19 protein-coding genes are annotated in these 22,203 nt (G+C 46.1%); 12 read left to right on the top strand and 7 right to left on the bottom strand.

The window, feature by feature from the left end; genetic code table 11:
- The first annotated feature begins 2 nt into the window (after positions 1 to 2).
- From NNX04_RS18605 to uca, 3 genes are all read left to right on the top strand, one after another.
- Entirely contained in the window at positions 3 to 740 is a 738-nt protein-coding gene (locus NNX04_RS18605; protein WP_261946763.1) for an urea amidolyase associated protein UAAP1, read from the top strand.
- A gap of 10 nt (positions 741 to 750) precedes the next feature.
- Positions 751 to 1,428 (top strand): urea amidolyase associated protein UAAP2, encoded by a 678-nt coding sequence (locus NNX04_RS18600; protein WP_261946762.1) that lies wholly within the window; start codon positions 751 to 753, stop codon positions 1,426 to 1,428.
- 116 nt (positions 1,429 to 1,544) lie between these two features.
- Positions 1,545 to 5,153 (top strand): urea carboxylase, encoded by a 3,609-nt coding sequence (gene uca / locus NNX04_RS18595; protein WP_261946761.1) that lies wholly within the window; start codon positions 1,545 to 1,547, stop codon positions 5,151 to 5,153.
- Between the two features lie 129 nt (positions 5,154 to 5,282).
- Here uca and NNX04_RS18590 read toward each other — a convergent pair whose 3' ends face one another.
- A complete protein-coding gene (locus NNX04_RS18590) occupies positions 5,283 to 7,700 on the bottom strand; it encodes a DUF1631 domain-containing protein (RefSeq protein WP_261946760.1) in 2,418 nt (805 codons plus the stop codon).
- Positions 7,701 to 7,930: 230 nt separating this feature from the next.
- Here NNX04_RS18590 and nadC point away from each other — a divergent pair, with 230 nt between their 5' ends.
- The 4 genes from nadC to NNX04_RS18570 are packed head-to-tail and all read left to right on the top strand — an operon-like array spanning position 7,931 to position 9,787.
- Complete coding sequence (gene nadC / locus NNX04_RS18585) at positions 7,931 to 8,785, top strand: carboxylating nicotinate-nucleotide diphosphorylase (protein ID WP_261946759.1); 855 nt, start codon at positions 7,931 to 7,933, stop codon at positions 8,783 to 8,785.
- Positions 8,785 to 9,165, top strand: coding sequence for a type VII toxin-antitoxin system MntA family adenylyltransferase antitoxin (mntA, locus tag NNX04_RS18580; RefSeq protein WP_261946758.1), 381 nt, complete (start codon positions 8,785 to 8,787; stop codon positions 9,163 to 9,165). The genes nadC and mntA overlap by 1 nt, the downstream gene beginning before the upstream one ends.
- Complete coding sequence (gene hepT, locus NNX04_RS18575) at positions 9,153 to 9,569, top strand: type VII toxin-antitoxin system HepT family RNase toxin (protein ID WP_261946757.1); 417 nt, start codon at positions 9,153 to 9,155, stop codon at positions 9,567 to 9,569. Before mntA ends, hepT begins: the two co-directional genes overlap by 13 nt.
- A 41-nt stretch (positions 9,570 to 9,610) precedes the next feature.
- Entirely contained in the window at positions 9,611 to 9,787 is a 177-nt protein-coding gene (locus NNX04_RS18570; protein WP_315973064.1) for a hypothetical protein, read from the top strand.
- A gap of 90 nt (positions 9,788 to 9,877) precedes the next feature.
- Here NNX04_RS18570 and NNX04_RS18565 read toward each other — a convergent pair whose 3' ends face one another.
- From NNX04_RS18565 to NNX04_RS18550, 3 genes are all read right to left on the bottom strand, one after another.
- The gene (locus tag NNX04_RS18565) at positions 9,878 to 10,411 is read right to left on the bottom strand and encodes a pilin (RefSeq protein WP_315973063.1); all 534 of its coding nucleotides are present in this window, start codon (positions 10,409 to 10,411) and stop codon (positions 9,878 to 9,880) included.
- 161 nt (positions 10,412 to 10,572) lie between these two features.
- Positions 10,573 to 11,319 (bottom strand): TfpX/TfpZ family type IV pilin accessory protein, encoded by a 747-nt coding sequence (gene tfpZ, locus NNX04_RS18555; RefSeq protein WP_261946756.1) that lies wholly within the window; start codon positions 11,317 to 11,319, stop codon positions 10,573 to 10,575.
- A gap of 75 nt (positions 11,320 to 11,394) precedes the next feature.
- Positions 11,395 to 11,937, bottom strand: a complete 543-nt coding sequence (locus NNX04_RS18550; protein WP_315973062.1) for a pilin — start codon at positions 11,935 to 11,937, stop codon at positions 11,395 to 11,397.
- A 316-nt stretch (positions 11,938 to 12,253) separates the two neighbouring features.
- Here NNX04_RS18550 and pilB point away from each other — a divergent pair, with 316 nt between their 5' ends.
- The 5 genes from pilB to yacG are packed head-to-tail and all read left to right on the top strand — an operon-like array spanning position 12,254 to position 17,017.
- A complete protein-coding gene (gene pilB, locus NNX04_RS18540; RefSeq protein WP_261946755.1) occupies positions 12,254 to 13,978 on the top strand; it encodes a type IV-A pilus assembly ATPase PilB in 1,725 nt (574 codons plus the stop codon).
- Positions 13,979 to 13,981: 3 nt separating this feature from the next.
- Positions 13,982 to 15,259 (top strand): type II secretion system F family protein, encoded by a 1,278-nt coding sequence (locus tag NNX04_RS18535; protein ID WP_261946754.1) that lies wholly within the window; start codon positions 13,982 to 13,984, stop codon positions 15,257 to 15,259.
- A gap of 2 nt (positions 15,260 to 15,261) precedes the next feature.
- A complete protein-coding gene (locus NNX04_RS18530; RefSeq protein ID WP_410004066.1) occupies positions 15,262 to 16,158 on the top strand; it encodes a prepilin peptidase in 897 nt (298 codons plus the stop codon).
- A gap of 26 nt (positions 16,159 to 16,184) precedes the next feature.
- Complete coding sequence (gene coaE, locus NNX04_RS18525; RefSeq protein WP_261946753.1) at positions 16,185 to 16,796, top strand: dephospho-CoA kinase; 612 nt, start codon at positions 16,185 to 16,187, stop codon at positions 16,794 to 16,796.
- An 8-nt stretch (positions 16,797 to 16,804) separates the two neighbouring features.
- On the top strand, positions 16,805 to 17,017 hold the full coding sequence (gene yacG, locus NNX04_RS18520; protein ID WP_151056315.1) for a DNA gyrase inhibitor YacG: 213 nt from the start codon (positions 16,805 to 16,807) through the stop codon (positions 17,015 to 17,017).
- 16 nt (positions 17,018 to 17,033) lie between these two features.
- Here the strand turns inward: yacG and NNX04_RS18515 are convergent, their stop codons facing one another.
- The 3 genes from NNX04_RS18515 to secA form a co-directional block, all read right to left on the bottom strand.
- The gene (locus NNX04_RS18515) at positions 17,034 to 17,990 is read right to left on the bottom strand and encodes a Nudix family hydrolase (RefSeq protein ID WP_261946752.1); all 957 of its coding nucleotides are present in this window, start codon (positions 17,988 to 17,990) and stop codon (positions 17,034 to 17,036) included.
- Between the two features lie 40 nt (positions 17,991 to 18,030).
- Positions 18,031 to 19,251 carry a bifunctional glutamate N-acetyltransferase/amino-acid acetyltransferase ArgJ gene (gene argJ, locus NNX04_RS18510; RefSeq protein ID WP_261946751.1) on the bottom strand — a complete coding sequence of 407 codons (1,221 nt, stop codon included), beginning with the start codon at positions 19,249 to 19,251 and terminating at the stop codon, positions 18,031 to 18,033.
- A gap of 71 nt (positions 19,252 to 19,322) precedes the next feature.
- Positions 19,323 to 22,061, bottom strand: coding sequence for a preprotein translocase subunit SecA (gene secA, locus NNX04_RS18505; RefSeq protein ID WP_261948419.1), 2,739 nt, complete (start codon positions 22,059 to 22,061; stop codon positions 19,323 to 19,325).
- Positions 22,062 to 22,203: the final 142 nt, after the last annotated feature.

The raw sequence follows: 22,203 nt of genomic DNA, 5'->3' as shown, positions 1-22,203 counted from the left end.
GCATGAGCAACATTCTTTACACCACTACACTGCCCGGCAATGGCCACTGGTCACTGGAATTGCGCCGCGGCAGCTTGATGAAAATTACCGATCTAACCGGCGGCGCGAACGTCGGTATGTTGTTTTACAACCCACGCAATTTGCTGGAGCGCTACAACGCACCCGATACCCTCAAATGCCAACACACTTTTAAATTACAGCGCGGCAATTGTTTGTACTCAGATATGGGCCGCATTTTCGCCTCGATTGTTGAAGATTATTCGGTGAATGGCGCAGGCAACTGGCACGACACAGTTTGCGGCAATAGCACCGCAGAGATTATTGCGCAGCAATTTGGAAAACGTGATTATCAAACCGATCGCAATCAATGGCTGCAAAACGGTTACGACGCCTTTTTAGTGGAGTTGGCTAAATATGGTTTAGGCCGCGCGGATATGGCATCCAACATTAATTGGTTTAGCAAAGTCATTGCCGATGATAATGGCAATATCCACCTCGACACCAACAACCAAGCCGCAGGCAATAGCGTTACGTTGCGTTTTGAAATGGATACGCTGGTGGTAATGCACGCCTGCCCGCATCCGCTGAACAACACAAGCAGTTATCCCTTTACCTCAGTGCAAATTGAATTGGGCGAAGCCGATCCCGTGGGCGATGACGACTACTGCAAAAATTTCCGCCCGGAAAACCAACGCGGATTCCAAAACAACGCACTGTATTATTTGGCAGCGAAGATTTAAGAGGCCCAGCATGTCACACACACACAGCACTTCACTCAAACACAGCGCTTCTCTCAAACAAAGCCATTTACATCCGGAAACGGCCACCGCGCGCCATCACATCAAAGCCGGTGATTATTTTTTAGGTGAAATAAAACAAGGCCAAACCTTTCGCATTGTGGATTTGGAAGGAAACCAGGCGGCAGACGTTTTATTTTATAACGCCAAAGACCCAAGCGAACGCTACAGCGCGATGGATACCATTCGCACTCAAGGCAATTTGTATTTATCGGCAGGCACCAAACTCATATCCAACGCTAACAATGAATTACTGGAAATTGTTGCCGATACCTGCGGCCGCCACGACACCTTGGGCGGTGCCTGCGCGACTGAAAGCAACACCGTGCGCTACAGCTTGGAAAAACGCTGCATGCACGCCTGTCGCGACAGCTGGATGCTCGCCGTTGCCGAACATCCGGAGTTTGGTATCGGTAAACGCGACATCACCCACAATATTAATTTTTTTATGAATGTACCTGTCACCGCTGATGGCGGCCTCACTTTTGCCGATGGGATTTCCGCACCGGGAAAATACGTGGAGCTGCAAGCGAAAATGGACATTGTGATGTTAATTTCCAATTGCCCGCAATTAAACAATCCGTGTAATGGCTACAACCCAACACCGATTGAAGTGATTGTGTGGAATTAAATTAATGTCGGAAGTCGCTTCGCTCTTCCAACCTACATAAATAATTGCATTCGAAAATCTTCAGTGGACGACCACTGTCGTATTAAAACCAGCAGGACGGCCTGCCGGAGCAAATCATGTTTACCAAAGTGCTTATTGCCAACCGCGGCGCCATTGCTACTCGCATCATTCGCACCCTCAAGAAACTCAATATTATTTCCGTCGCGGTATATGCCGAATCAGACGCGGACTCGCTGCATGTACGCCTGGCGGATGAAGCTTATTGTTTGGGTGAAGGCGCTGCTGCCCAGACTTATTTGGATCGCCAAAAAATTATCGCCATTGCGCAGCAAACTGGTGCACAAGCAATTCACCCCGGTTATGGCTTTTTAAGCGAAAACGCCAACTTTGTGGCGGAATGTGAAGCGGCAGGCGTGGTTTTTATCGGCCCGACTGCGGAACAAATGATTACCTTTGGTTTAAAACACAAAGCGCGCGAATTGGCACAGGCAGCCAATGTGCCACTCTGCCCCGGCACCGATTTATTAATTAATGTAGATGATGCCAAACAAGCGGCAGCCGCTATCGGCTACCCGGTCATGTTAAAAAGCACTGCCGGTGGCGGTGGCATTGGCATGCAGCTGTGCAATTGCGAAGCGGATTTAATGGGTGCCTTTGATTCGGTAAAACGTTTAGGCAAAAACAACTTCGCCGATGACGGCGTATTTTTAGAAAAATTTATCGCTGCTGCACGTCATATTGAAGTACAAGTGTTTGGCGATGGCAAAGGCACCGCAGTAGCAATTGGTGAGCGCGACTGCTCCAGTCAGCGCCGCAATCAAAAAGTGGTAGAAGAGTGCCCTGCACCCAACTTATCGGACACGCAACGCGAAGCCATGCAGCGCACGGCCGAACAATTACTCGCCTCGGTTAATTATCGCAACGCAGGCACCGTAGAATTTATTTACGACTCACTGGACGACAAGTTTTATTTCCTCGAAGTAAATACCCGTTTGCAAGTTGAACACGGTGTTACCGAAGAAGTATACGGTGTGGATTTAGTGGAGTGGATGCTGCGCCAAGCAGCCGGTGAATTAGCTGAATTAAAAAACCTGCGTCAACAATTATCATCCGTGGGCCACGCTATTCAAGTGCGTGTCTACGCGGAAGATCCTGCCCTGAATTTCCAACCCTGCGCCGGTTTGCTGAGCAAGGTGTCGTTCCCTGAATCACAAAAACATCTGCGCATCGATCATTGGATTGAAAGCGGCATAGAAGTCCCCGCGTATTTTGATCCCATGCTCGCCAAAATTATTGTTAAAGGTGACAACCGCGAGCACGCCCTGGAAAACTTAACCAAGGCGCTGGATAACACTTACCTCTACGGCATAGAAACTAACCTTGGTTATTTACGCAGCCTGCTAAAAGACGAAACACTACTACAAGGTCGCATGACCACGCGTTACTTAAATAATTTTGTATTTAAACCGGCGCGCATCGATGTAATTCAGGGCGGCACGCAAACCACCATTCAGGATTTCCCCGGTCGCACCGGTTATTGGCATGTGGGTGTTCCCACCTCCGGCCCTTTTGATAGTTACTCGTTTCGTTTGGCGAATCGCCTGTTAAACAATTGCGAAACGGCTGCTGGTTTGGAAATCACCCTGCAAGGGCCCGGATTAAAATTTGGTTGCGACACTAAAATTGTATTAACGGGTGCGGAAATTGATGCAAAACTCGATGGTCAAATAATTCCGCTGTACGAAGTGATTGAAATAAAGGCTGGGCAACAATTACAGCTTGGGCGAATCAGCGACAAAGGCGCACGCAGTTATTTAGCCGTGGCGGGCGGCATTCAATGCCCTGATTACCTCGGCGCAAAATCCACCTTTACGCTCGGCCAATTTGGCGGCCACAATGGGCGGGCGTTGCGTGCAGGCGATGTATTATCACTCGATGAAAAAAATTGTAACCCCAGCATTACAACGCCCGAACTCAACGGACAGTTGAAGGCAGAAATTAACAACACCTGGCAACTACGCGTTATTTACGGCCCCCACGGCGCACCAGACTTTTTCACTGAAAAAGACATCAATACATTTTTCGCTACCGACTGGGAAGTACACTACAACTCCAGCCGTACCGGTGTGCGCTTAATTGGCCCAAAACCGGAATGGGCACGCAGCTCCGGCGGTGAGGCGGGCATGCACCCCTCCAATATTCATGACAATGCTTATGCCTTTGGCACTGTGGATTTCACCGGCGACATGCCCGTTATTCTCGGGCCGGACGGCCCCTCACTCGGCGGTTTTGTCTGCCCCGCCACGGTGATTAGCGCCGACTTATGGAAACTCGGACAAGTGCGTGCAGGCGATAAAATTCGTTTTGTCGCCGTTAGTATTGCAGATGCAGTTGTTATTGAAAAAACGCAAAACGAATCGCTGCAAAAATTAGCATCTATCAATTGTAGTTGGCGCATCACCATTCCCTCCTCACCAATTGTAAAAACTCTCGCCGCCACTGAATTTGGTGAAGATATTGTTTACCGCGCGGCGGGTGATCATTTTTTATTGGTTGAATACGGCGCGCTTGAGTTGGATATAAAACTGCGCTTTCGCGCTCACGCGTTAATGCAATGGTTGGAGCAAAATACGCTCGCTGGTTTACGTGAATTAACACCGGGCATTCGCTCACTACAAATTCACTACGACAGCCAGCAATTATCTCTCGCACAATTATTAGCGCACCTTGAAGTGGGCGAACGCGCATTAAAAACACAGCTCGCCCAATTAAGTGTGCCCTCACGCATTGTGCACTTGCCGCTCAGCTGGGATGACGAAGCGTGCCAATTGGCCATTCAAAAATATATTCAGTCAGTACGTGCCAATGCGCCCTGGTGCCCAAGCAACCTGGAATTTATCCGCCGCATCAATGGCCTGGACTCCATCGCCGACGTTAAGAACATTTTATTTAGCGCTTCCTATTTAGTCATGGGATTGGGCGATGTGTATTTGGGCGCGCCAGTCGCAACGCCTGTAGACCCGCGCCACCGTTTAGTCACCACAAAATACAACCCCGCCCGCACCTGGACGGCAGAAAACTCCGTCGGTATCGGCGGCTCTTATTTATGTGTATACGGAATGGAAGGCCCAGGTGGGTATCAGTTTGTCGGGCGCACATTGCAAATGTGGAACCGCTATCGCCAAACGAAAGAATTTAAACAACCTTGGTTGCTAAACTTTTTTGACCAAATTCGTTTTTATGAAGTCAGCGCTGAAGAATTACAAACGATTCGCAAAAACTTTCCGCAAGGGCGCTACCCACTAAAAATTGAAGAAAGCCATTTTAGCCTAAGCGAATACCAGCAATTTATCGAGCAGAATGAGCCATCGATCAATCAGTTTACCCAACAGCGGGAACAAGCATTTGATGAAGAACTAGCGCGCTGGCATGCCAACGGCCAATTCAATTATGAACAGGAAGAAATAATTGAAGAGCATAGCGAAACCGAATTTCCCGAAGACGCCATTCGCATCGACAGTTCAGTGTCGGGCAGCGTATGGCAAACACAAGTAACCGTCGGGCAAGAGGTGAACGCGGGAGATGTGTTATTAATATTGGAATCGATGAAAATGGAAATTAACATTACCGCCAGTTGCTCCGGCAAAGTCACTCATCTGTTAAAAACCGATGGCGCGCGCGTGCAAGCAGGGCAAACATTGGTGGTGCTGGCTCCCTCCCTTTGACAAAGGGAGATTGGCAGGGATTTAAAGACACCTCCTAACACCCTAGCTCCCCTTTTTTAAAAGGGGAAATAAAAACGCCTCCCTTTGTTAAAGGGAGGCGTTTTTATTTTACGCACAACAATTCGTCGATTAACTCAAGGTACGCTGATCACGCAAACTACCAATCACCGCTTCCAGCGCACGATCAAACAGCATGCCATCATCCAAAATAGTTAAACGTTTGGTTTGTAATGCAATCGCCAAACTTTCACGGCTTTCTTCGGCGACTTTCATTCCGGAGCGGTTAACAAAAATGTATTTTCCTACCGAGCGAATAATTGCCGCTAAACGACAACGGTATTTTTCGCCGGCTTCACCCTGCATTTCAAACCAAGTGCCTTGGGTAATATTGTTTACCAACGCCAAATGTTGCGGGTCAGCAATTACTTCTTGTATGACAGGCTCTGCCACATGCTCCTGAACCAACTCGGAAGTAGCTTCTGATTCAGAAGCCGGAGCGACTGCCACTACAGATTCCACAATTTCTGCCACTACCGGAGCAACAGGAGCAACCGCCACAGACTCCTCTACCTCAAATGGGGGTACCGCAGCAGGTACTGTTTGTGATCTTGCTTGGGCATCAGCCATTGCCGCTTTCATGCTTGCTGCTTTGGCGACCATCTCTTGCGTTTTAGCGGCAAGATCCATGGTAGGAGCCACCGGTGCCGCAGGTGCGATAGGTTTGGTGTCGCCACGCAAACGCGCCAAGTGAACAATTTCCAATTGTTTAAATAAATTGCCCGTCTCAAATGGACTGAACGAAATACTCTCTAAGCCCGCACGCAACTTCTGTAACAACTCGGGAACCAATTTCAATAATTTTTGACGGTTGTCTTTATCCATCGGCGCCACAACGCTCCAGACCAATTGCTGGGCAGTGAGTGTACAACGACGCCACTCTTCACTTTCAACACCTTGTTTGAGCGAGGTAATAAACATCACATTGGCCCAAGCCTCACGCAATAACTTAGTCACTGCAAAGGGCAAGTCGCGGCCAACGGTAATACGATTTAATTCTGCATCCACTTGCGCGCGCGCGCGCTCGGATTTGGCTTTACCGTCTTCAGCATCAATGGTGCGCTGTTCAAGAATTTGTGCACGACGCTTTTCTTTATCCAGATACGAGCGGAAATCCACCAGCAAACGTTCGAAAATACCAATATCGGTATCAAACTCGGCAAGGATGGTTTGCACCATTTCTTCCATTTTTGCAAACAGGGTATCCTTACGCTGATTCTCATCGGTCGGCTCTTGCCAACCTAAACAGGCCATCGCCATTTCATTTAATAAGCGGCGTGCTGGGTGCCCACCTTTACTAAAGAAAGTCTTGTCCGCAATGGCGACTTTTACCATTGGAATTTGCAAGCGACCAATCAACACTTTCATGGGCGCCGCCAAATTGCGGTCATCCAGAATAAACTCAAACATCATGCTAACCAGATTAATAACATCATCATCAATCTGATTGATTGCCGCGGCCGTTTGCGTTTCACTGTGTAATAAATCAGTTAGAAAACTGCGCAAATTGGACGGGCCAGCGCTGTTTGCGGCCAAGGTATTTTGCTGCTGCGCGAGCGATAACATTTTAATCAAGTCCTGGGTATTAATCTCATCACCAGGAACTTGATTGCGCTGAGCGCTTCTATTGGGGCCCAATAGATTACGCAACTGGTTCAATACTTGTCGGGTTTGATCATCGTAATGATTCATCCCACCACTCAACTCCGCCGTCAACCCCTGTCCAAAATTGTCAGCAGCATGACTAGACGAGGTGTCAGGACGCTTCACGGGGCGCAGCTCAGATTTGAGCGATGGCAAAATATTGGCATCAATTAAAGTCTGGTTGAGCACTTCAAATAACTTGCCCAACTTACTCATCATCACATTGTCAAAAATTTTGTACATGACCAGCTTGGCTTTGAGATCTATGCTCAAAGATTCCGCCGCATCAGTAAATGCGCTGCAAATAACATCCACACCCAAAGGATTATTTTTTTGATAAACCTTGGTTGGAACCAAGTGGTCAATGCGCAAAGTCAGGTGCTGGATAAGTTCGGCAAACTGCTCATTCGCTTTATTTACCATCCCCTCTACAGCAACCATTTCCTCCAATTCATCATTTTTTACAATCGACAACTCATCCAGCGAAACAGCTTTTTCCGCTGAACGCTTTTCATCTTTGTAAGCACTGGGGTCTAACAACCGCGCAAAACTGATATCAATAGTACGGAAAAAAGAATTCTCTATAGCGCGGCGGCGGATACGCACTTCGCGCATGGAATCAAAGAAAATGTTCTGATCCTGATTGTTGTTCGCCTTATCCGCCAGTTCAAACATGGCATCGTCAATGCGATCAAACAGCTCGCGCAGATAAAGCTGCAATTGCTGACGAGCCTTATCACGCAAGGAGTGCATGGGGGCAGGTAAGCGCGCCAGCACAACGGGCTGAGTGACGGGGGCGGGACGCTCAGTGACTAGCTGAACCACCCTATTAGTGTCTGATTTCATCTGTTCACTCATGGTGAATTACCATTGAAAGAAAACTTGCATAAAGGGAGTATAACGAAGGCAAAGACACATCAAGCAGGCAAATGATAAGATCGAGAGACATATCACAAATGGCTATAACCATACCGTTGGCTTACCCCTTTTAAAGTTCCTTTTGGAATTAGACGAAGAGAAAGACGCCAAACTGGTCGCTTATTGCCTCATTTATGCACATTAATTCGACAACCACTATGATAATCAATCACAAGATAAATCTGCACACTCTGACCTCCGACATTACTCAAGCGGTCACTTTTGCCTTAGCAGAGGACATTGGCAGCGGCGACATTACTGCCCAACTAATACCCACTGAACAACAAGCTAATGCCCGGGTAATAACCAGAGAAGACTGTATTTTTTGCGGCAGGGCTTGGGTGACCGAGGTTTTCAAACAGATCGACCCACAGGTCACTATTGAGTGGCATATAGACGACGGACAAGCTGCGCCAGCCAACAGCACACTTTTTACCCTACACGGGAGCGCCCGCAGCCTGTTAACCGGTGAACGCGCTGCACTGAATTTTGTACAAACACTCTCAGGCACAGCGACCATTAGCCACCATTACGCCCAACAAGTTGCACACACCCAAGTCAAATTGCTCGATACCCGCAAAACCTTTCCCGGTTTGCGCACCGCCCAGAAGTACGCTGTCGCCTGCGGTGGTTGCCACAATCACCGCATCGGTCTTTACGATGCCTTCCTTATCAAAGAAAACCATATTGCTGCCTGTGGCGGCATAGCAAAGGCGATTGCCAACGCACATCAAATTGCACCAGGTAAACCGGTTGAGGTAGAAGTAGAAACCTTTGCAGAATTGGATCAAGCACTGGCAGCAGGTGCAGATATCATCATGCTCGACAACTTCAGCATCGAAGACATGAAAAAAGCCGTGGCCATTAATGCAGGAAGAGCGAAATTGGAAGCATCGGGCAACATCAACGAACAAACCTTGGTGCCCACTGCCGAAACCGGAGTGGATTTTATTTCGATTGGTGGACTAACAAAACATTGCAGGGCGGTAGATTTGTCGATGAGGGTTTTGTGATGGAACAGAAAAAAATTATTGCAGCGCTAGAAAAGCATCCCGAAATAAACATAGCTTATATCTTCGGCTCAGTAGCCAAAGGTACGGCCAGACCAGATAGCGACCTGGATATTGCAGTTCAAGACAGTAAACCTCTTACCACCGAGCAATACATCGCATTGGTTGAGGACCTTGCGATTGCAAGTGGACGCGCTATTGACCTTATCGATCTAAAAACAACTGGCGTACCTTTATTAGGAGAAATTCTGCAAGGCCAAAGGCTTTTAGGCAGCGATGCAGACCACGCCGAACTTATTAAACGCCACCTGTTCGAAAGCGCAGACTTTTTACCTTATGTAGAACGAATGCTTACAGAGAGAAGAGCACAATGGACAAAATAATTATCAATAAAAAGCTGGACTCACTTTATCGCTGCATTAAACGGATTGAAGATAAATGTCCGGCGAATGCGAGCGAACTTAAAACTAATATTGATCTGCAAGACGTTATTGTGCTTAACCTCAGCCGCGCCGTGCAATTGTGTGTAGATATAGCCGCACACTCACTAACAAACTCCAGCCAGCCAGTACCAAACACCATGAGTGAAACATTTCAGCGTCTTGCAGAACAGAACCTGATTAGCGACCACCTCGCCGACCGTTTAAAAAAATCCGTCGGCTTCCGCAATTTAGCGGTACATAATTATCATGATTTGAACTGGGATATTGTATTTGCTGTTGCATCAAAACATTTGGAGGACTTTAAAGAGTTTGCCAAAAATATAAGCTCCAAAACAGACTCATAGAAAAATCATTGATGACAACCAAATGAACAATACCAAATAATGTGACAAAAGCCGTCGCCATTAATGCAGAAAGAGCGAAACTGGAAGCAGCAGGCAATATTAACGAACAAACATTGGTGCCTACTACCGAAACCGGAGTGGATTTTATTTCGATTGGTGACCTAACGAAACATTGCAGGGCGGTGGATTTTCCGATGAGGATTGCGGAAAGACAGTAGCAACAAAACATTTATCGAGAGACCAAGATTGCAAGAGCAAGCTTGGGGGACATGGCAAATACCGCCCCCACGCTCAATAGTTGATACAAATTATCGACACTCACTCGGAGCGAATTGCGGTAATAAGGTTCCCAAAGTAGTAGCAGATAAACTACGTGATGCAGAGACCTCATTAGTTGCTGAAGCGCAACCCCAATCTATAGGACCGGATACACCAGCAGCAATCGCGGCAACCAAGCTAATTGGGCCAGAATCCGTTTGTATGTAAGGGCTATAAACTAAGGTGCTAAGATCTGCAATAGAACCCAAATTAGTTTCGTCGAACTCCACAATAACTTCGCCCGTTGCTGCATTTATTAATACTCGCTCAACATACTTACTAGAAGCACCAACACCATTAACCTGTGCATTCCAAGTACCTGCTGTTGCAACCAACTCTGCGCCAGTATTAACACTAGTGGCAATAATTTGTTTTGCGCCAGAAGCAAGATTGACCCCCTCTACAACGCGAGCTCGGATAGTGTAATCCTGATATGCAGGTAGAGCTACCGCAGCCAAAATACCAATGATTGCAACCACAATCATCAATTCAATAAGAGTAAAGCCGTAATTACGTTTCATCATCGCCCACCATTGCAAGTTACAAAAAGAGAACAAACTCCCCCGTTGCAAATTGCAAACCAAAAATAAAAATGAGCAAAAACATAGCTTTTTAAATACTTATCCACATTAATGCTGATTGCTGAGGCACAAAAAATACATTTATGACCAAAATCGTCAGCTTATTAAAAAGGATCAAATTGAATGTAGCGAATAGGCGCTGAGGATAACCGATCAAAAATTGCCACCCAAACACCCATTTTGCCCATTATAGGTAGCCAGATTTTATTATCATCAAGCTTCATGAGCTCAGAGCTAACCGCATCCATGTCTCTCATCGCAGCAATAGATTTAAGCTTTGATATTGCAAAGGCACGCTGCGAAAGCTCGTTTTTATCACATTCGCGATAGAAACGAGGCAAATGCTGAACATCCTTTCCTGACGGTATTTCATCGAATAACAGCCGCTCTTTTTCTGCCGTATCACGCGGCTCACGAACACAAATAAATCTTAGACCAGACCATGGTATTTCAGAAAATTGCTGTGAAGATGCCTCCAGCAAATCAGACTTATCCAGCTCAGCAGCAGAAACAATTTCCAAGCGGTCTTTAACAAAAACAACATAAACAGGGCGTGAATCAACAACACTCAAAACGCCATAGACCAAAGCACCAAGCTGAATGGAACCGACAACTAAATAATCAACAACTAACTCACGCCTGGACTTGGCCGGATTAAAAATTACCAAGGATATGCAAGGCCCCAGCACCACCTCTACACACAACACCAGCAAAAATAATTTTGTCCCCGGCATAAGCCGCGCAAACACATCGGGATACCAAACATAAAAGACCAGAATATAGGTCACGATAGCACACACCAGTGTTACCAAACTGTGTTTAGCCGCAGCAACACATTTAGCTACCCACATACCAGAACCCCCACCAAAAAGAAAAAACAAAAAAGGCGCCTAAGCGCCTTTTTTGTGAACATGCAACTATTAAAATTAACGACATTCGCTTGGCGCAAAACGAGCAGGCAGAGTACCTGGCGACACGTTGGCGAATCCACGCGCCGTAGCAACAGCATTTGAATCTGACGCACAAGCCCAATCTATCGGACCAGATTCGGTTGCTGCCAAAGCAGCAGCCAAAAGAACAACAGCACCCGCATTGTTAGTTACATAAGGAGTGTATACCAACGTATCACTACCGGCTTGGAAACCACCAACGTTCGCAGGATTAAACAAAACTGTAACCACACCTGAAGCCGGCGTGATCTGCACACTAGTTACATATTTACTTGACGCACCGTTACCATTAACTTGCGCATTGTAAGTATTAGCCAGAGCAGTCAACTCAGCAGTAGTATTTGCATCAGTACCGATCAATTGTTTGGCACTACCCGCCAAACCAACACCTTCAGTCACACGCGCACGAACGGTGTAATCCTGATACGCAGGCAGAGCTACTGCAGCCAAAATACCGATAATAGCTACAACGATCATCAGTTCGATCAAGGTGAAACCTTTCTGGATTGCTTTTTTCATAATTAAACTCCGGAGGATTATTGATTTTTAAACAACACACAGAATGAGTTTAGCAACAGCTGTGCCAACCGACTACAAGACACGAAAAACGCAATATTGCGAGACATTAATCACAGAAAGCAACTTTTTCCTGATGGTTTGAAGACCAGCCCACTCCACAAACAGGCATTAATTGACATTTTTTGTCACCCATAGAAAAACATTAGCTAATTTGGCGAGTTAGGTTAGGCCTGCGGGTTGTTAGCTGCTAGAGTTGAGGTAGTATTGGCACAAATAATCGTTTTATTTATAACACTCGTAACCTATGGCATAACAGATGAATAATCCAACACCTGTGTCATTAAATGGACTGGCTCGCAGACTTGTCGCCGACAGCATTTTAGAGATTGAGCTGGCAACAAAAGCCGTCGCGCAAGCAAAGAAAGATAAAATTCCCTTCGCACAACACTTGGTTGCCAATGGCATAGTGGATGCGCGCACACTGGCGTTGATTGCATCTGAAGAGTTCGGATCACCTGTTTTCGATTTAAACGCGCTTAACAAGGAGATGATTCCGCAAAAACTAGTTGACGATAAACTGATCCGCAAACACCACACTTTACCTATTGCGCGCCGCGGAAACCGCCTTTTTCTTGCTGTCACCGACCCTACCGATTTGCATGCACTGGATGAAATTAAATTCAATACAGGGATTAATACTGAAGCTGTCCTAGTGGAGGCAGACAAACTTCAGATTGCTATTGATAAATACCTAAACTCGCAAGAGGAATCACTTGGTGATGCATTAGGTGGCCTTGATGACGATATGGACGAATTGGATGTTCAGGCCGTTAGCGACACGGCAACACATGATGACACCAGTGAGACCGATGAAGCTCCTATTGTTAAATACATCAATAAAGTTTTATTGGATGCAATTAAAGGCGGTGCCTCTGATATTCACTTTGAACCCTATGAAAAAAGCTACCGCATCCGCTTTCGTACCGATGGTGTTTTACACGAGGTGTCTCGCCCGCCGGTAAACCTTGCATTTCGTATGGCAGCGCGGCTGAAAGTAATGTCGCAAATGGATATTTCTGAACGTCGCTTGCCACAAGACGGCCGCATAAAATTAAAAGTTTCCAAAACTCGCGCTATCGACTTCCGGGTAAATACCCTGCCCACCTTGTTCGGCGAGAAAATTGTATTGCGTATTCTCGATCCCAGCTCCGCCAAATTGGGGATTGATGCATTAGGTTATGAAGACGAGCAGAAAAAACTCTATATGGATGCACTATCTCAATCGCAGGGCATGATTCTGGTAACAGGCCCAACGGGTAGTGGTAAAACCGTGTCGCTCTATACCGGTTTAAATATTTTGAATACCAGCGAAGTGAATATTTCTACTGCAGAAGATCCAGTGGAGATTAACCTTGAAGGTATTAACCAGGTTCAGATGAACTCGCGCGTAGGCCTTACATTTGCTGAAGCACTACGCTCCTTCTTGCGTCAGGATCCTGACGTGATTATGGTAGGGGAAATTCGCGACCTTGAAACCGCTGAAATTGCAATTAAAGCCTCACAAACAGGTCACTTGGTTTTATCTACCCTGCACACCAACTCTGCGCCGGAAACCTTGACGCGCTTGTTGAATATGGGTGTACCTGCATTTAACGTAGCAACCAGTGTGAGTTTGATTATTGCTCAGCGGCTGGCGCGCAGACTGTGTAGTGCCTGCAAAAAGCCAGCAATCGATATTCCTGCCGACATCCTTACCCAAGAAGGTTTTGATGAAATTGGGATTCCTCGGGCGGAATTTCAATTGTTTCACCCCGGCGGCTGCGAGAAGTGCAATAACGGTTATAAAGGGCGCGTGGGGGTATATGAAGTGGTTCGCATCACCCCAACAATTGCCAACCTTATAATGGAAGGCGGCAATTCACTGCAAATTGCACGCGCCGCCAAAGAAGCGGGTTTTAATAATTTACGGGTATCTGCATTGCGCAAAGTTGCAATGGGACTAACCAGCCTCGAAGAGGCCAACCGAGTCACCAAGGATTAATCCATGGCATTAACTACGACAACAAAATCGGCCAGCACAAGTAAAAGCAAAGTAGCAGCCAAACCCAAACAAATAGCCACTACCAACACCTACGTCTATAAAGGTGTTGATAAAAAAGGCAATAAAATCCAGGGCGAAATGAATGGCGGCAGCCCTACTATTGTGAGAACACTACTCGCCAAGCAGGGAATTACTGCCAAATCAGTTTCCAAAAAAGCTAAACCATTGTTTGGTTCCAGCGGTAAAGCAATCAAACCTGCAGATATTGCTGTTTTTTCTCGCCAAATGGCGACCATGATGAAAGCTGGCGTACCGCTAGTCCAAGCTTTTGATATTGTCGCAGACGGACTGGAAAATCCGAATTTAAAAAAGCTGGTGCTGCAAATCAGAGACAGTGTTGCAGCCGGTGGTGGTTTCGCTAACTCTTTGAGAGAACATCCAAAATATTTTGATGACCTTTTCTGTAATTTGGTTGACGCAGGCGAGCAATCAGGCGCACTGGAAACCATGCTTGATAGGATTGCAACCTATAAAGAAAAAACGGAAGCACTCAAAGCAAAAATCAAAAAAGCCATGACCTATCCTATTGCCGTTGTTGTTGTTGCCGTAGTGGTAACTGGCATATTACTTGTAAAAGTCGTACCTCAATTTGCAGAAACATTTAGTAGCTTCGGAGCCGAACTACCTGCATTCACTCTATTTGTACTACATCTTTCAGAATTAGCTCAAGCCTATTGGTTCATTATTTTAGTCGCAATGATTGCTAGTGTTTTTGGTTTTAAACTTGCCGTACAACGGTCTCCTGCACTGGCCTACGCTGTAGATAAATATATTCTGAAACTTCCGATTATTGGACAAATTATTTACTTATCAGTAATGGCACGGTTTGCACGTACACTGGCGACAACTTTTGCTGCCGGTGTTCCGCTTATTGACGCACTAACTTCCGTCGCAGGTGCAGCAGGAAATAGGATTTACAGTGAAGGAATTATTAGGGTCAGAGAGGATGTATCAACGGGGATACAATTAAACACAGCGTTAAAAGCACGCGGCATATTTCCAACCCTTTTAATTCAAATGTCTGCAATTGGTGAAGAATCGGGCGCTCTTGATGCGATGCTGGATAAAGTCGCCGTTTATTACGAAGAAGCCGTAGATAATATGGTGGATAGTTTAACCTCATTATTAGAGCCAATAATTATGTCGGTTCTAGGTGTACTAGTTGGCGGTTTGATGATCGCCATGTACCTTCCAATCTTCCAACTCGGTGCGGTTGTATAAACGTGACTCTTTTTTCTGCTCTGCAAGCCTACCCAATTTTGGGTATGGCTTGCGCTTTAGTCCTAGGTTTACTAGTTGGTAGTTTTCTAAATGTTGTTATTTATCGCCTACCAAAAATGATGGAGCGCGACTGGCAAAACCAATGCAAAGATTTTCTTGCCAGTGATGGCAATATAGCCGCACTTCCTTCACAAGACGAAAAGCAGGAACCATTCAATTTAATGGTTCCTGCATCGCGTTGCCCTGGCTGCGGGCATAAAATTCGCGCATGGGAAAATATTCCTGTTATTAGTTATTTATGCCTTGGTGGTAAGTGTTCCAGATGCAAAACAGCGATTTCTATTCGCTACCCAATTATTGAAATTATTACCGGTGTTCTCTCGGTAATTGCTATTGGCTATTTTGGTATTAACTGGAATGGGCTAGCCGCGCTAATACTCACTTGGTCACTCATCGCGTTGACCATGATTGATATAGACACCTATTTGTTGCCCGACGATATAACCTTGCCATTGCTGTGGCTGGGCTTGATTGTTAATAGCTTTGGTGTATTTACCGATTTACCCAACGCATTGTGGGGGGCAATTGCAGGTTATATGTCTCTGTGGCTGGTATACCAGACCTTCAAGCTGGTGACCGGAAAAGAAGGAATGGGTTTCGGGGATTTCAAATTGCTGGCTGCACTGGGCGCGTGGATGGGCTGGCAACTGCTGCCGCAAATTATTTTACTGTCATCGTTGGTAGGTGCAGTAATTGGCATCGCGATGATAATAATGCGTGGACGCGATAAAAATATTCCAATTCCCTTTGGCCCCTACCTTGCTATTGCAGGCTGGATTGCATTCATATGGGGAGACACCATCAATCAAACTTATTTGAAGTTATTTGTCACTAACTAAGAAACTGTATCAAGGGGCTCAGTAAAATGATTGTTGGGCTTACTGGCGGTATTGGCAGCGGCAAATCGCAAGCAAGTAAACGCTTTGCAATGCACCGGATCACTGTTGTTAATGCAGATATCGTCGCTCGCGAAGTAGTGGTGCCTGGGAGCCCTGCGCTGCAATCAATTGCACAACGTTTTGGCAGTCAGGTTATAGAAACCGACGGCAACTTAAATCGACGCAAACTACGCGATATTATTTTTAAAACTCCCACCGAAAAGCAATGGCTCGAAACCTTGTTACATCCACTAATAAATGCCGAAATCCGTCGCCAGTTAAATGCATCAACCAGCCTTTACACCATACTTGAATCACCGCTCTTACTTGAAACCAAACAATATGAAATGGTGGATCGCATATTGGTTGTTGATGTCAGTGAGATGGTACAAATAGAGCGAGCCAGCTTGCGCGATAACAGCGATGCGCAAAAAATAGAAGCGATTATGGAGACGCAATTAAGCCGTCAGGAACGCTGCGCGCGCGCGCATGATATTATTCAGAATCATGGGAGCATTGATGAACTTAATCAGCAAGTGGATAAACTACACGAGCTGTATTCAGAGCTCGCTCAACTCGAAACCACTTCAGCGCAGTAATTGTATTTATGTCGACTATCGATCAAAAAACTGACTTGAGCAGTTTGAAACTGACCTGCCCTACCTGTAAAAAAACAGTGCTTTGGAATGATGAATTCCCCCACCGCCCTTTCTGCAGCGATCGCTGCCGCCTGATTGATTTGGGGGAATGGGCCAGTGAAAGCCATCGGATTGCAGGAGACAATCTGGATATTAATTCAGAAGATGAATCACAACACTAAGGTGAATTTTAACTACTCACCACCAGGCACTAATACTCGCTATTCCCTGTGCGCCATTAGCGCGAGCTTCACGAATATCTTTATCAGAAACACCACCCAGTGCATAAACCGGCACATTTGCCAACTCTACCAATCGTGAAAACTGCGCCCAACCTAGTGGCGTTACATCTGGGTGGGATGCAGTGTTTTTTACAGGCGATACCAGTAAATAATCTGCACCTATAGTTTGAGCCTGTTCAATTTCCTGCGCGTTATGACAAGACACACCCATTAATAGGTTATCCGCTATCGGGCGCTTGGTTAGCTGAGCAGCCTCATGACGATTTAAATGCAGGCCTGCTTTTATATGCGGAAACAAATCCTGCATTTGCTTAAAAATATCAACAGGTACATTTATTTGCAGCGGTACTTTGTATAAGGCGGCCAAGTCGGCAACAACACTCAATACATCTTGGTGGTGAGTGAGAGAAAAACCGGGAATGCGTAGCTGTAAAACACCAACCCCAGTCTCCAGAACTTCCGTCACTCTCTCAATAAAACCATGCTCATCGATAAGAGGGCCAGTAATCGCGTAGGTCGAGGGCAGATTGATTGCAGAAATAATGGGGCGATTTGCAGCGGGAAACTCAAACTGATTCAGTTGCTTAACATCCACCCATTCAATTGGCTGCCCCTCGTTACCACGAGCAACGCCAGAAAAACGAGTAATGCGATGCACATCCAAAAGTACAGACTTGTCAGGGTAATGATGGCGAATTTGGATCAGTGGTTCGCTGGCAAGCACACCAATATTTAATTCTTCGAGCAACTCTCGCACCAGCGCTTGCTCTATAGTTTCGCCAGCATCAACCTTACCGCCGGGAAACTCCCAGAGCCCGCCTTGATGCGCACTATCAGGGCGCTTGGCGATAAGAATCTTACCCTTACCATCGCAGATAACACCGACGGCAACATGTACCAATTTACTCACCATCAATATTTACAATTCGTTGAGCCAAGAATTAGAACTGCCATTACGAGCGATAATCAGCATTAATGCGCACATACTCGTAAGACAAGTCAGTAGTCCAGACAGTTTCTGCAACTTCACCACGCCCCAGATTAATGTTAATAGAAATCTCAGCTTGGCTCATCACTGCCTGCCCTTGCGCCTCTGTATAACTTTTAGCACGACCACCGTGCTCAACAATCAGCGTATCATTCAAATGGACACGAACTTTTGTTGCATCCAAATCCGGCACACCGGCATAACCAATAGCCGCCACAATACGCCCCCAGTTGGGATCCGAGGCAAACAATGCAGTTTTAATCAGTGGTGAGTGAGCAACCGCGTAAGCAACGTCCAGGCACTCATCGCGATTTGCACCACCACTCACGGCAACAGTGACAAACTTGGTAGCGCCCTCACCATCACTCACAATACTTTTAGCGAGATGAATGTGCGCGGCCAGAATAACGTCGTGCAGCTTTTCATAGAGCTCACCCGTTGCTTCGGTCACTTCCGGGACATCCACCTGGCCGGTTGCGATTAAAATGCAAGAATCGTTAGTGGAAGTATCGCCATCGATAGTAATGCGATTGAATGATTTATCGGCAGCTTCACGTGCAAGTGTCTGCAATAGTGGTTGTGCAATTTTTGCATCAGTTGCGATGTAACCCAGCATGGTTGCCATGTTGGGTTTGATCATGCCAGCACCTTTGGAAATACCATTCACGGTAATTGTTTTACCTTGATATTCAAACTGCTGACTAAATCCTTTCGGCCGGGTATCGGTAGTCATAATGCCTGCACCGGCATCATCCCAACCGTTGATATTTACTTTTTGTAGCGCTTCAGGAATTACCGCTGTAATTTTTTGGACAGGTAAAGGTTCGCCGATTACACCGGTAGAAAATGGCAGTACTTGCTCTGGAGTAACACCCGTTAATTCTGCAATGGCAGCGCAAGTTGCTTTCGCGTCCATTAAGCCTTGTTCACCAGTACAAGCATTTGCATTGCCAGAGTTGATAACCAAAAACCGAATAGGTGCTTTGGCTAAGTGCTCCTTACAGACAGTGACAGGGGCCGCGCAAAAAGCATTTTTAGTGAAGACCCCCGCAACACTACTGCCCTCTGCCAACTCCAGTAGCACAACATCGCGACGCCCAACTTTTTTAATGCCGGCACTCACTGCAGTTAGTTTTACACCTTGAACAGGGTGCATTTGAGGAAACGGATAATCACCAACAGCCATAACTTTCACTCGACAAAAAATTGTTTTTACTCAAAAAAAATTCATATAACAGAGCATCACACCCAAGGATTTTACTCAAGGGCACCATGACAGCTTTTGAATTTCTTGCCTGACCCACATGGACAAGGATCATTGCGACCTACTTTACGGCCTTCCCGCACTACAGGAGAGGGCGTGCGCGGTACAGCTGTTGGCTGAGGCTCAGGTTCAGCCAATGCCGAAAGTTCATCGTGACGAAGCTGCATTTTTTGACGAGCTAACTCTTCGCGACGCTGATTTTCCATCTCTTCCATTTGTTCGCGAGAGATCGGTTCAACACGTGCCATTAAGTAAATAGTTTCACGCTTTACTGTCATCAGCAAACTTTGGAATAACTCAAATGATTCGCGCTTATATTCTTGCTTCGGATTTTTTTGTGCATAGGAGCGCAAATTAATTCCCTGACGAAGGTGATCCATAGTTGCCAAGTGATCCTTCCAAGCATTGTCCAACACCTGCAACATTACCTGTTTTTCAATTTCCAGCATAATGTCGCCAACGCGCTCGCACTTGGCATCATAGGCTCCCTGAATTTCGGCGAGAATTTTCTTGCGCAAAGTTTCTTCATGTAAGCGCGTATCCTCTTCTAACCATTTGGCAATCGTGAGATGCAAACCAAAATCCATTTCAATTTGTTTTTCCAAACCAGCAACATCCCACTGGTCCTCAATGGATTGAGGCGGAATAAAACCGTTAATCACATCTTCAACAACTTCTTCACGAATCGCCGTAATGGTTTCGCGAATAGATTCTGCATCTAATAACTCGTTGCGCTGATGATAAATTATCTGCCGCTGGTCATTCGCTACATCATCGAACTCCAGCAGCTGTTTACGAATATCAAAGTTGCGGCCTTCAACTTTACGCTGGGCTTTTTCAATCGCATTGTTAACCATGCGATGCTCAATAGCTTCGCCTTTTTCCATGCCCAGCGCCTGCATAAAGTTACGCACACGCTCGGAGGCAAAAATACGCATCAGATTATCTTCAAGCGATAAATAAAAGCGCGTCAAACCCGGGTCACCCTGACGACCGGCACGTCCACGCAACTGATTATCGATACGGCGCGATTCGTGGCGCTCAGTTCCAATAATATGCAAACCACCGGCAGCCAACACTGTTTCATGGCGCTGCTTCCAATCGGCTTTTATAGCATCGATTTGTTCTTGACTAGGGCTCTCCAGCTTGGCGATGTCAGATTCCCAGCGACCGCCCAACACTATATCTGTACCACGGCCAGCCATGTTAGTTGCAATAGTGACAGCACCCGGACGCCCAGCTTGCGCAATAATTTCAGCTTCCTGTGCGTGAAACTTGGCATTGAGTACTTGATGCTTAATACCTGCTTTGGTCAAACGGCGCGACATTTCTTCGGAGGTTTCAATAGATGCAGTTCCCACTAAAATGGGCGCATTTTTCGATTGAAACGCTTTAATATCATCCACGATTGCCAGATATTTTTCTTCCAGCGATAAGAAAACTTTGTCATTCATGTCCAAGCGCTGTACTGCACGATTGGTAGGAATAACGACTACATCCAAACTATAAATTTCACGAAATTCATAAGCCTCGGTATCGGCAGTTCCGGTCATACCAGAAAGGGTTGGATATAAACGGAAATAATTTTGGAAGGTAGTGGATGCCAATGTTTGGCTCTCGCTTTGAATCGCAACACCTTCTTTGGCTTCAATTGCCTGATGCAAGCCTTCAGATAACCGACGACCAGGCATAGTGCGGCCAGTGTGTTCATCGATTAAGACAACCTGACCTTCCTGTACGATGTATTCAACATCCAAATGAAATAATGCATGGGCGCGCAACGCCGAATTCACATGATGTAACAATGCTAAATTATTGGCTGCATAAAGATTTTGATCTGGCTGCAACAAACCAGCTTGGATCAACAAATCCTCCACGCGCTGGTGACCGTCTTCCGTCAGTTCAACCTGACGCGATTTCTCATCAACCGTAAAATCTCCTGGCTCAGAGATAACACGACGCTCACCATCTTCACCGTTATCAATTTGGCGCTTGAGTTTCATTACCAATTGATTCATGCGCTTGTACAGTTCTGAACTATTTTCTGCAGCGCCAGAAATAATGAGAGGTGTACGCGCTTCATCGATAAGAATCGAGTCAACTTCGTCGATTACTGCAAAATTTAACGGGCGCTGAACTTTATCGCGTTTACTAAGCGCCATATTGTCGCGTAAATAATCAAAACCATATTCATTATTAGTACCGTAAGTAACGTCTGCAGCATAAGCAGCACGTTTAACTGCCGCAGGCTGCATGGATTGGATAACACCAACGGTCATGCCGAGAAACTCATATAAAGGCATCATCCAGTTTGCGTCACGACTTGCCAGATAATCATTCACTGTAACAATGTGAACACCTTTACCCGCCAATGCATGCAAGTAACTTGGAAGTGTTGACACCAGGGTTTTACCTTCGCCGGTACGCATCTCCGCAATGCGTCCTTCGTGCAGAGTCATGCCACCAATCATTTGCACATCGAAATGGCGCATGCCCAATGCACGTTTACTGGCTTCGCGCACAGTGGCAAACGCTTCTGGCAACAAATCGTCCAGAGTTTCGCCCTTGCTGTAACGCTCACGAAACTCAATGGTTTTGGCTTTTAATTGCTCATCGCTGAGCTTTTGCATTTCAGGTTCAAAGGCATTAATACGCGCCACAGTTTTATTCATGCGCTTCAATTCGCGCTCATTTTTTGAACCAAAAACTGCCTTTATTAACTTACCGATCATGATAAATACCGTAATAAAACGAAAAACTGAATAAAAAATGCGCAGCACATTGGCGCTATTAATAGCTCGGGACACACCCGAAAATGCTGGCAAGTAAATAGGAAGGCGTCGACTAAAGCAAGAGCGAATCAGCTATCGACTA

The sequence above is a fragment of the Cellvibrio sp. QJXJ genome, assembly GCF_024452345.1.
Lineage (GTDB): Bacteria > Pseudomonadota > Gammaproteobacteria > Pseudomonadales > Cellvibrionaceae > Cellvibrio.
This window is presented reverse-complemented; position numbering and strand designations above follow the sequence as displayed.

Bases quoted from the DNA above. Each gene is read 5' to 3' on its own strand.
- NNX04_RS18605 (WP_261946763.1), top strand. From the start codon at position 3: ATGAGCAACATTCTTTACACCACTACACTGCCCGGCAATGGCCACTGG.
- NNX04_RS18600 (WP_261946762.1), top strand. From the start codon at position 751: ATGTCACACACACACAGCACTTCACTCAAACACAGCGCTTCTCTCAAA.
- uca (WP_261946761.1), top strand. From the start codon at position 1,545: ATGTTTACCAAAGTGCTTATTGCCAACCGCGGCGCCATTGCTACTCGC.
- NNX04_RS18590 (WP_261946760.1), bottom strand. From the start codon at position 7,700: ATGAAATCAGACACTAATAGGGTGGTTCAGCTAGTCACTGAGCGTCCC.
- nadC (WP_261946759.1), top strand. From the start codon at position 7,931: ATGATAATCAATCACAAGATAAATCTGCACACTCTGACCTCCGACATT.
- mntA (WP_261946758.1), top strand. From the start codon at position 8,785: ATGGAACAGAAAAAAATTATTGCAGCGCTAGAAAAGCATCCCGAAATA.
- hepT (WP_261946757.1), top strand. From the start codon at position 9,153: ATGGACAAAATAATTATCAATAAAAAGCTGGACTCACTTTATCGCTGC.
- NNX04_RS18565 (WP_315973063.1), bottom strand. From the start codon at position 10,411: ATGATGAAACGTAATTACGGCTTTACTCTTATTGAATTGATGATTGTG.
- tfpZ (WP_261946756.1), bottom strand. From the start codon at position 11,319: ATGTGGGTAGCTAAATGTGTTGCTGCGGCTAAACACAGTTTGGTAACA.
- NNX04_RS18550 (WP_315973062.1), bottom strand. From the start codon at position 11,937: ATGAAAAAAGCAATCCAGAAAGGTTTCACCTTGATCGAACTGATGATC.
- pilB (WP_261946755.1), top strand. From the start codon at position 12,254: ATGAATAATCCAACACCTGTGTCATTAAATGGACTGGCTCGCAGACTT.
- NNX04_RS18535 (WP_261946754.1), top strand. From the start codon at position 13,982: ATGGCATTAACTACGACAACAAAATCGGCCAGCACAAGTAAAAGCAAA.
- coaE (WP_261946753.1), top strand. From the start codon at position 16,185: ATGATTGTTGGGCTTACTGGCGGTATTGGCAGCGGCAAATCGCAAGCA.
- yacG (WP_151056315.1), top strand. From the start codon at position 16,805: ATGTCGACTATCGATCAAAAAACTGACTTGAGCAGTTTGAAACTGACC.
- NNX04_RS18515 (WP_261946752.1), bottom strand. From the start codon at position 17,990: ATGGTGAGTAAATTGGTACATGTTGCCGTCGGTGTTATCTGCGATGGT.
- argJ (WP_261946751.1), bottom strand. From the start codon at position 19,251: ATGGCTGTTGGTGATTATCCGTTTCCTCAAATGCACCCTGTTCAAGGT.
- secA (WP_261948419.1), bottom strand. From the start codon at position 22,061: ATGATCGGTAAGTTAATAAAGGCAGTTTTTGGTTCAAAAAATGAGCGC.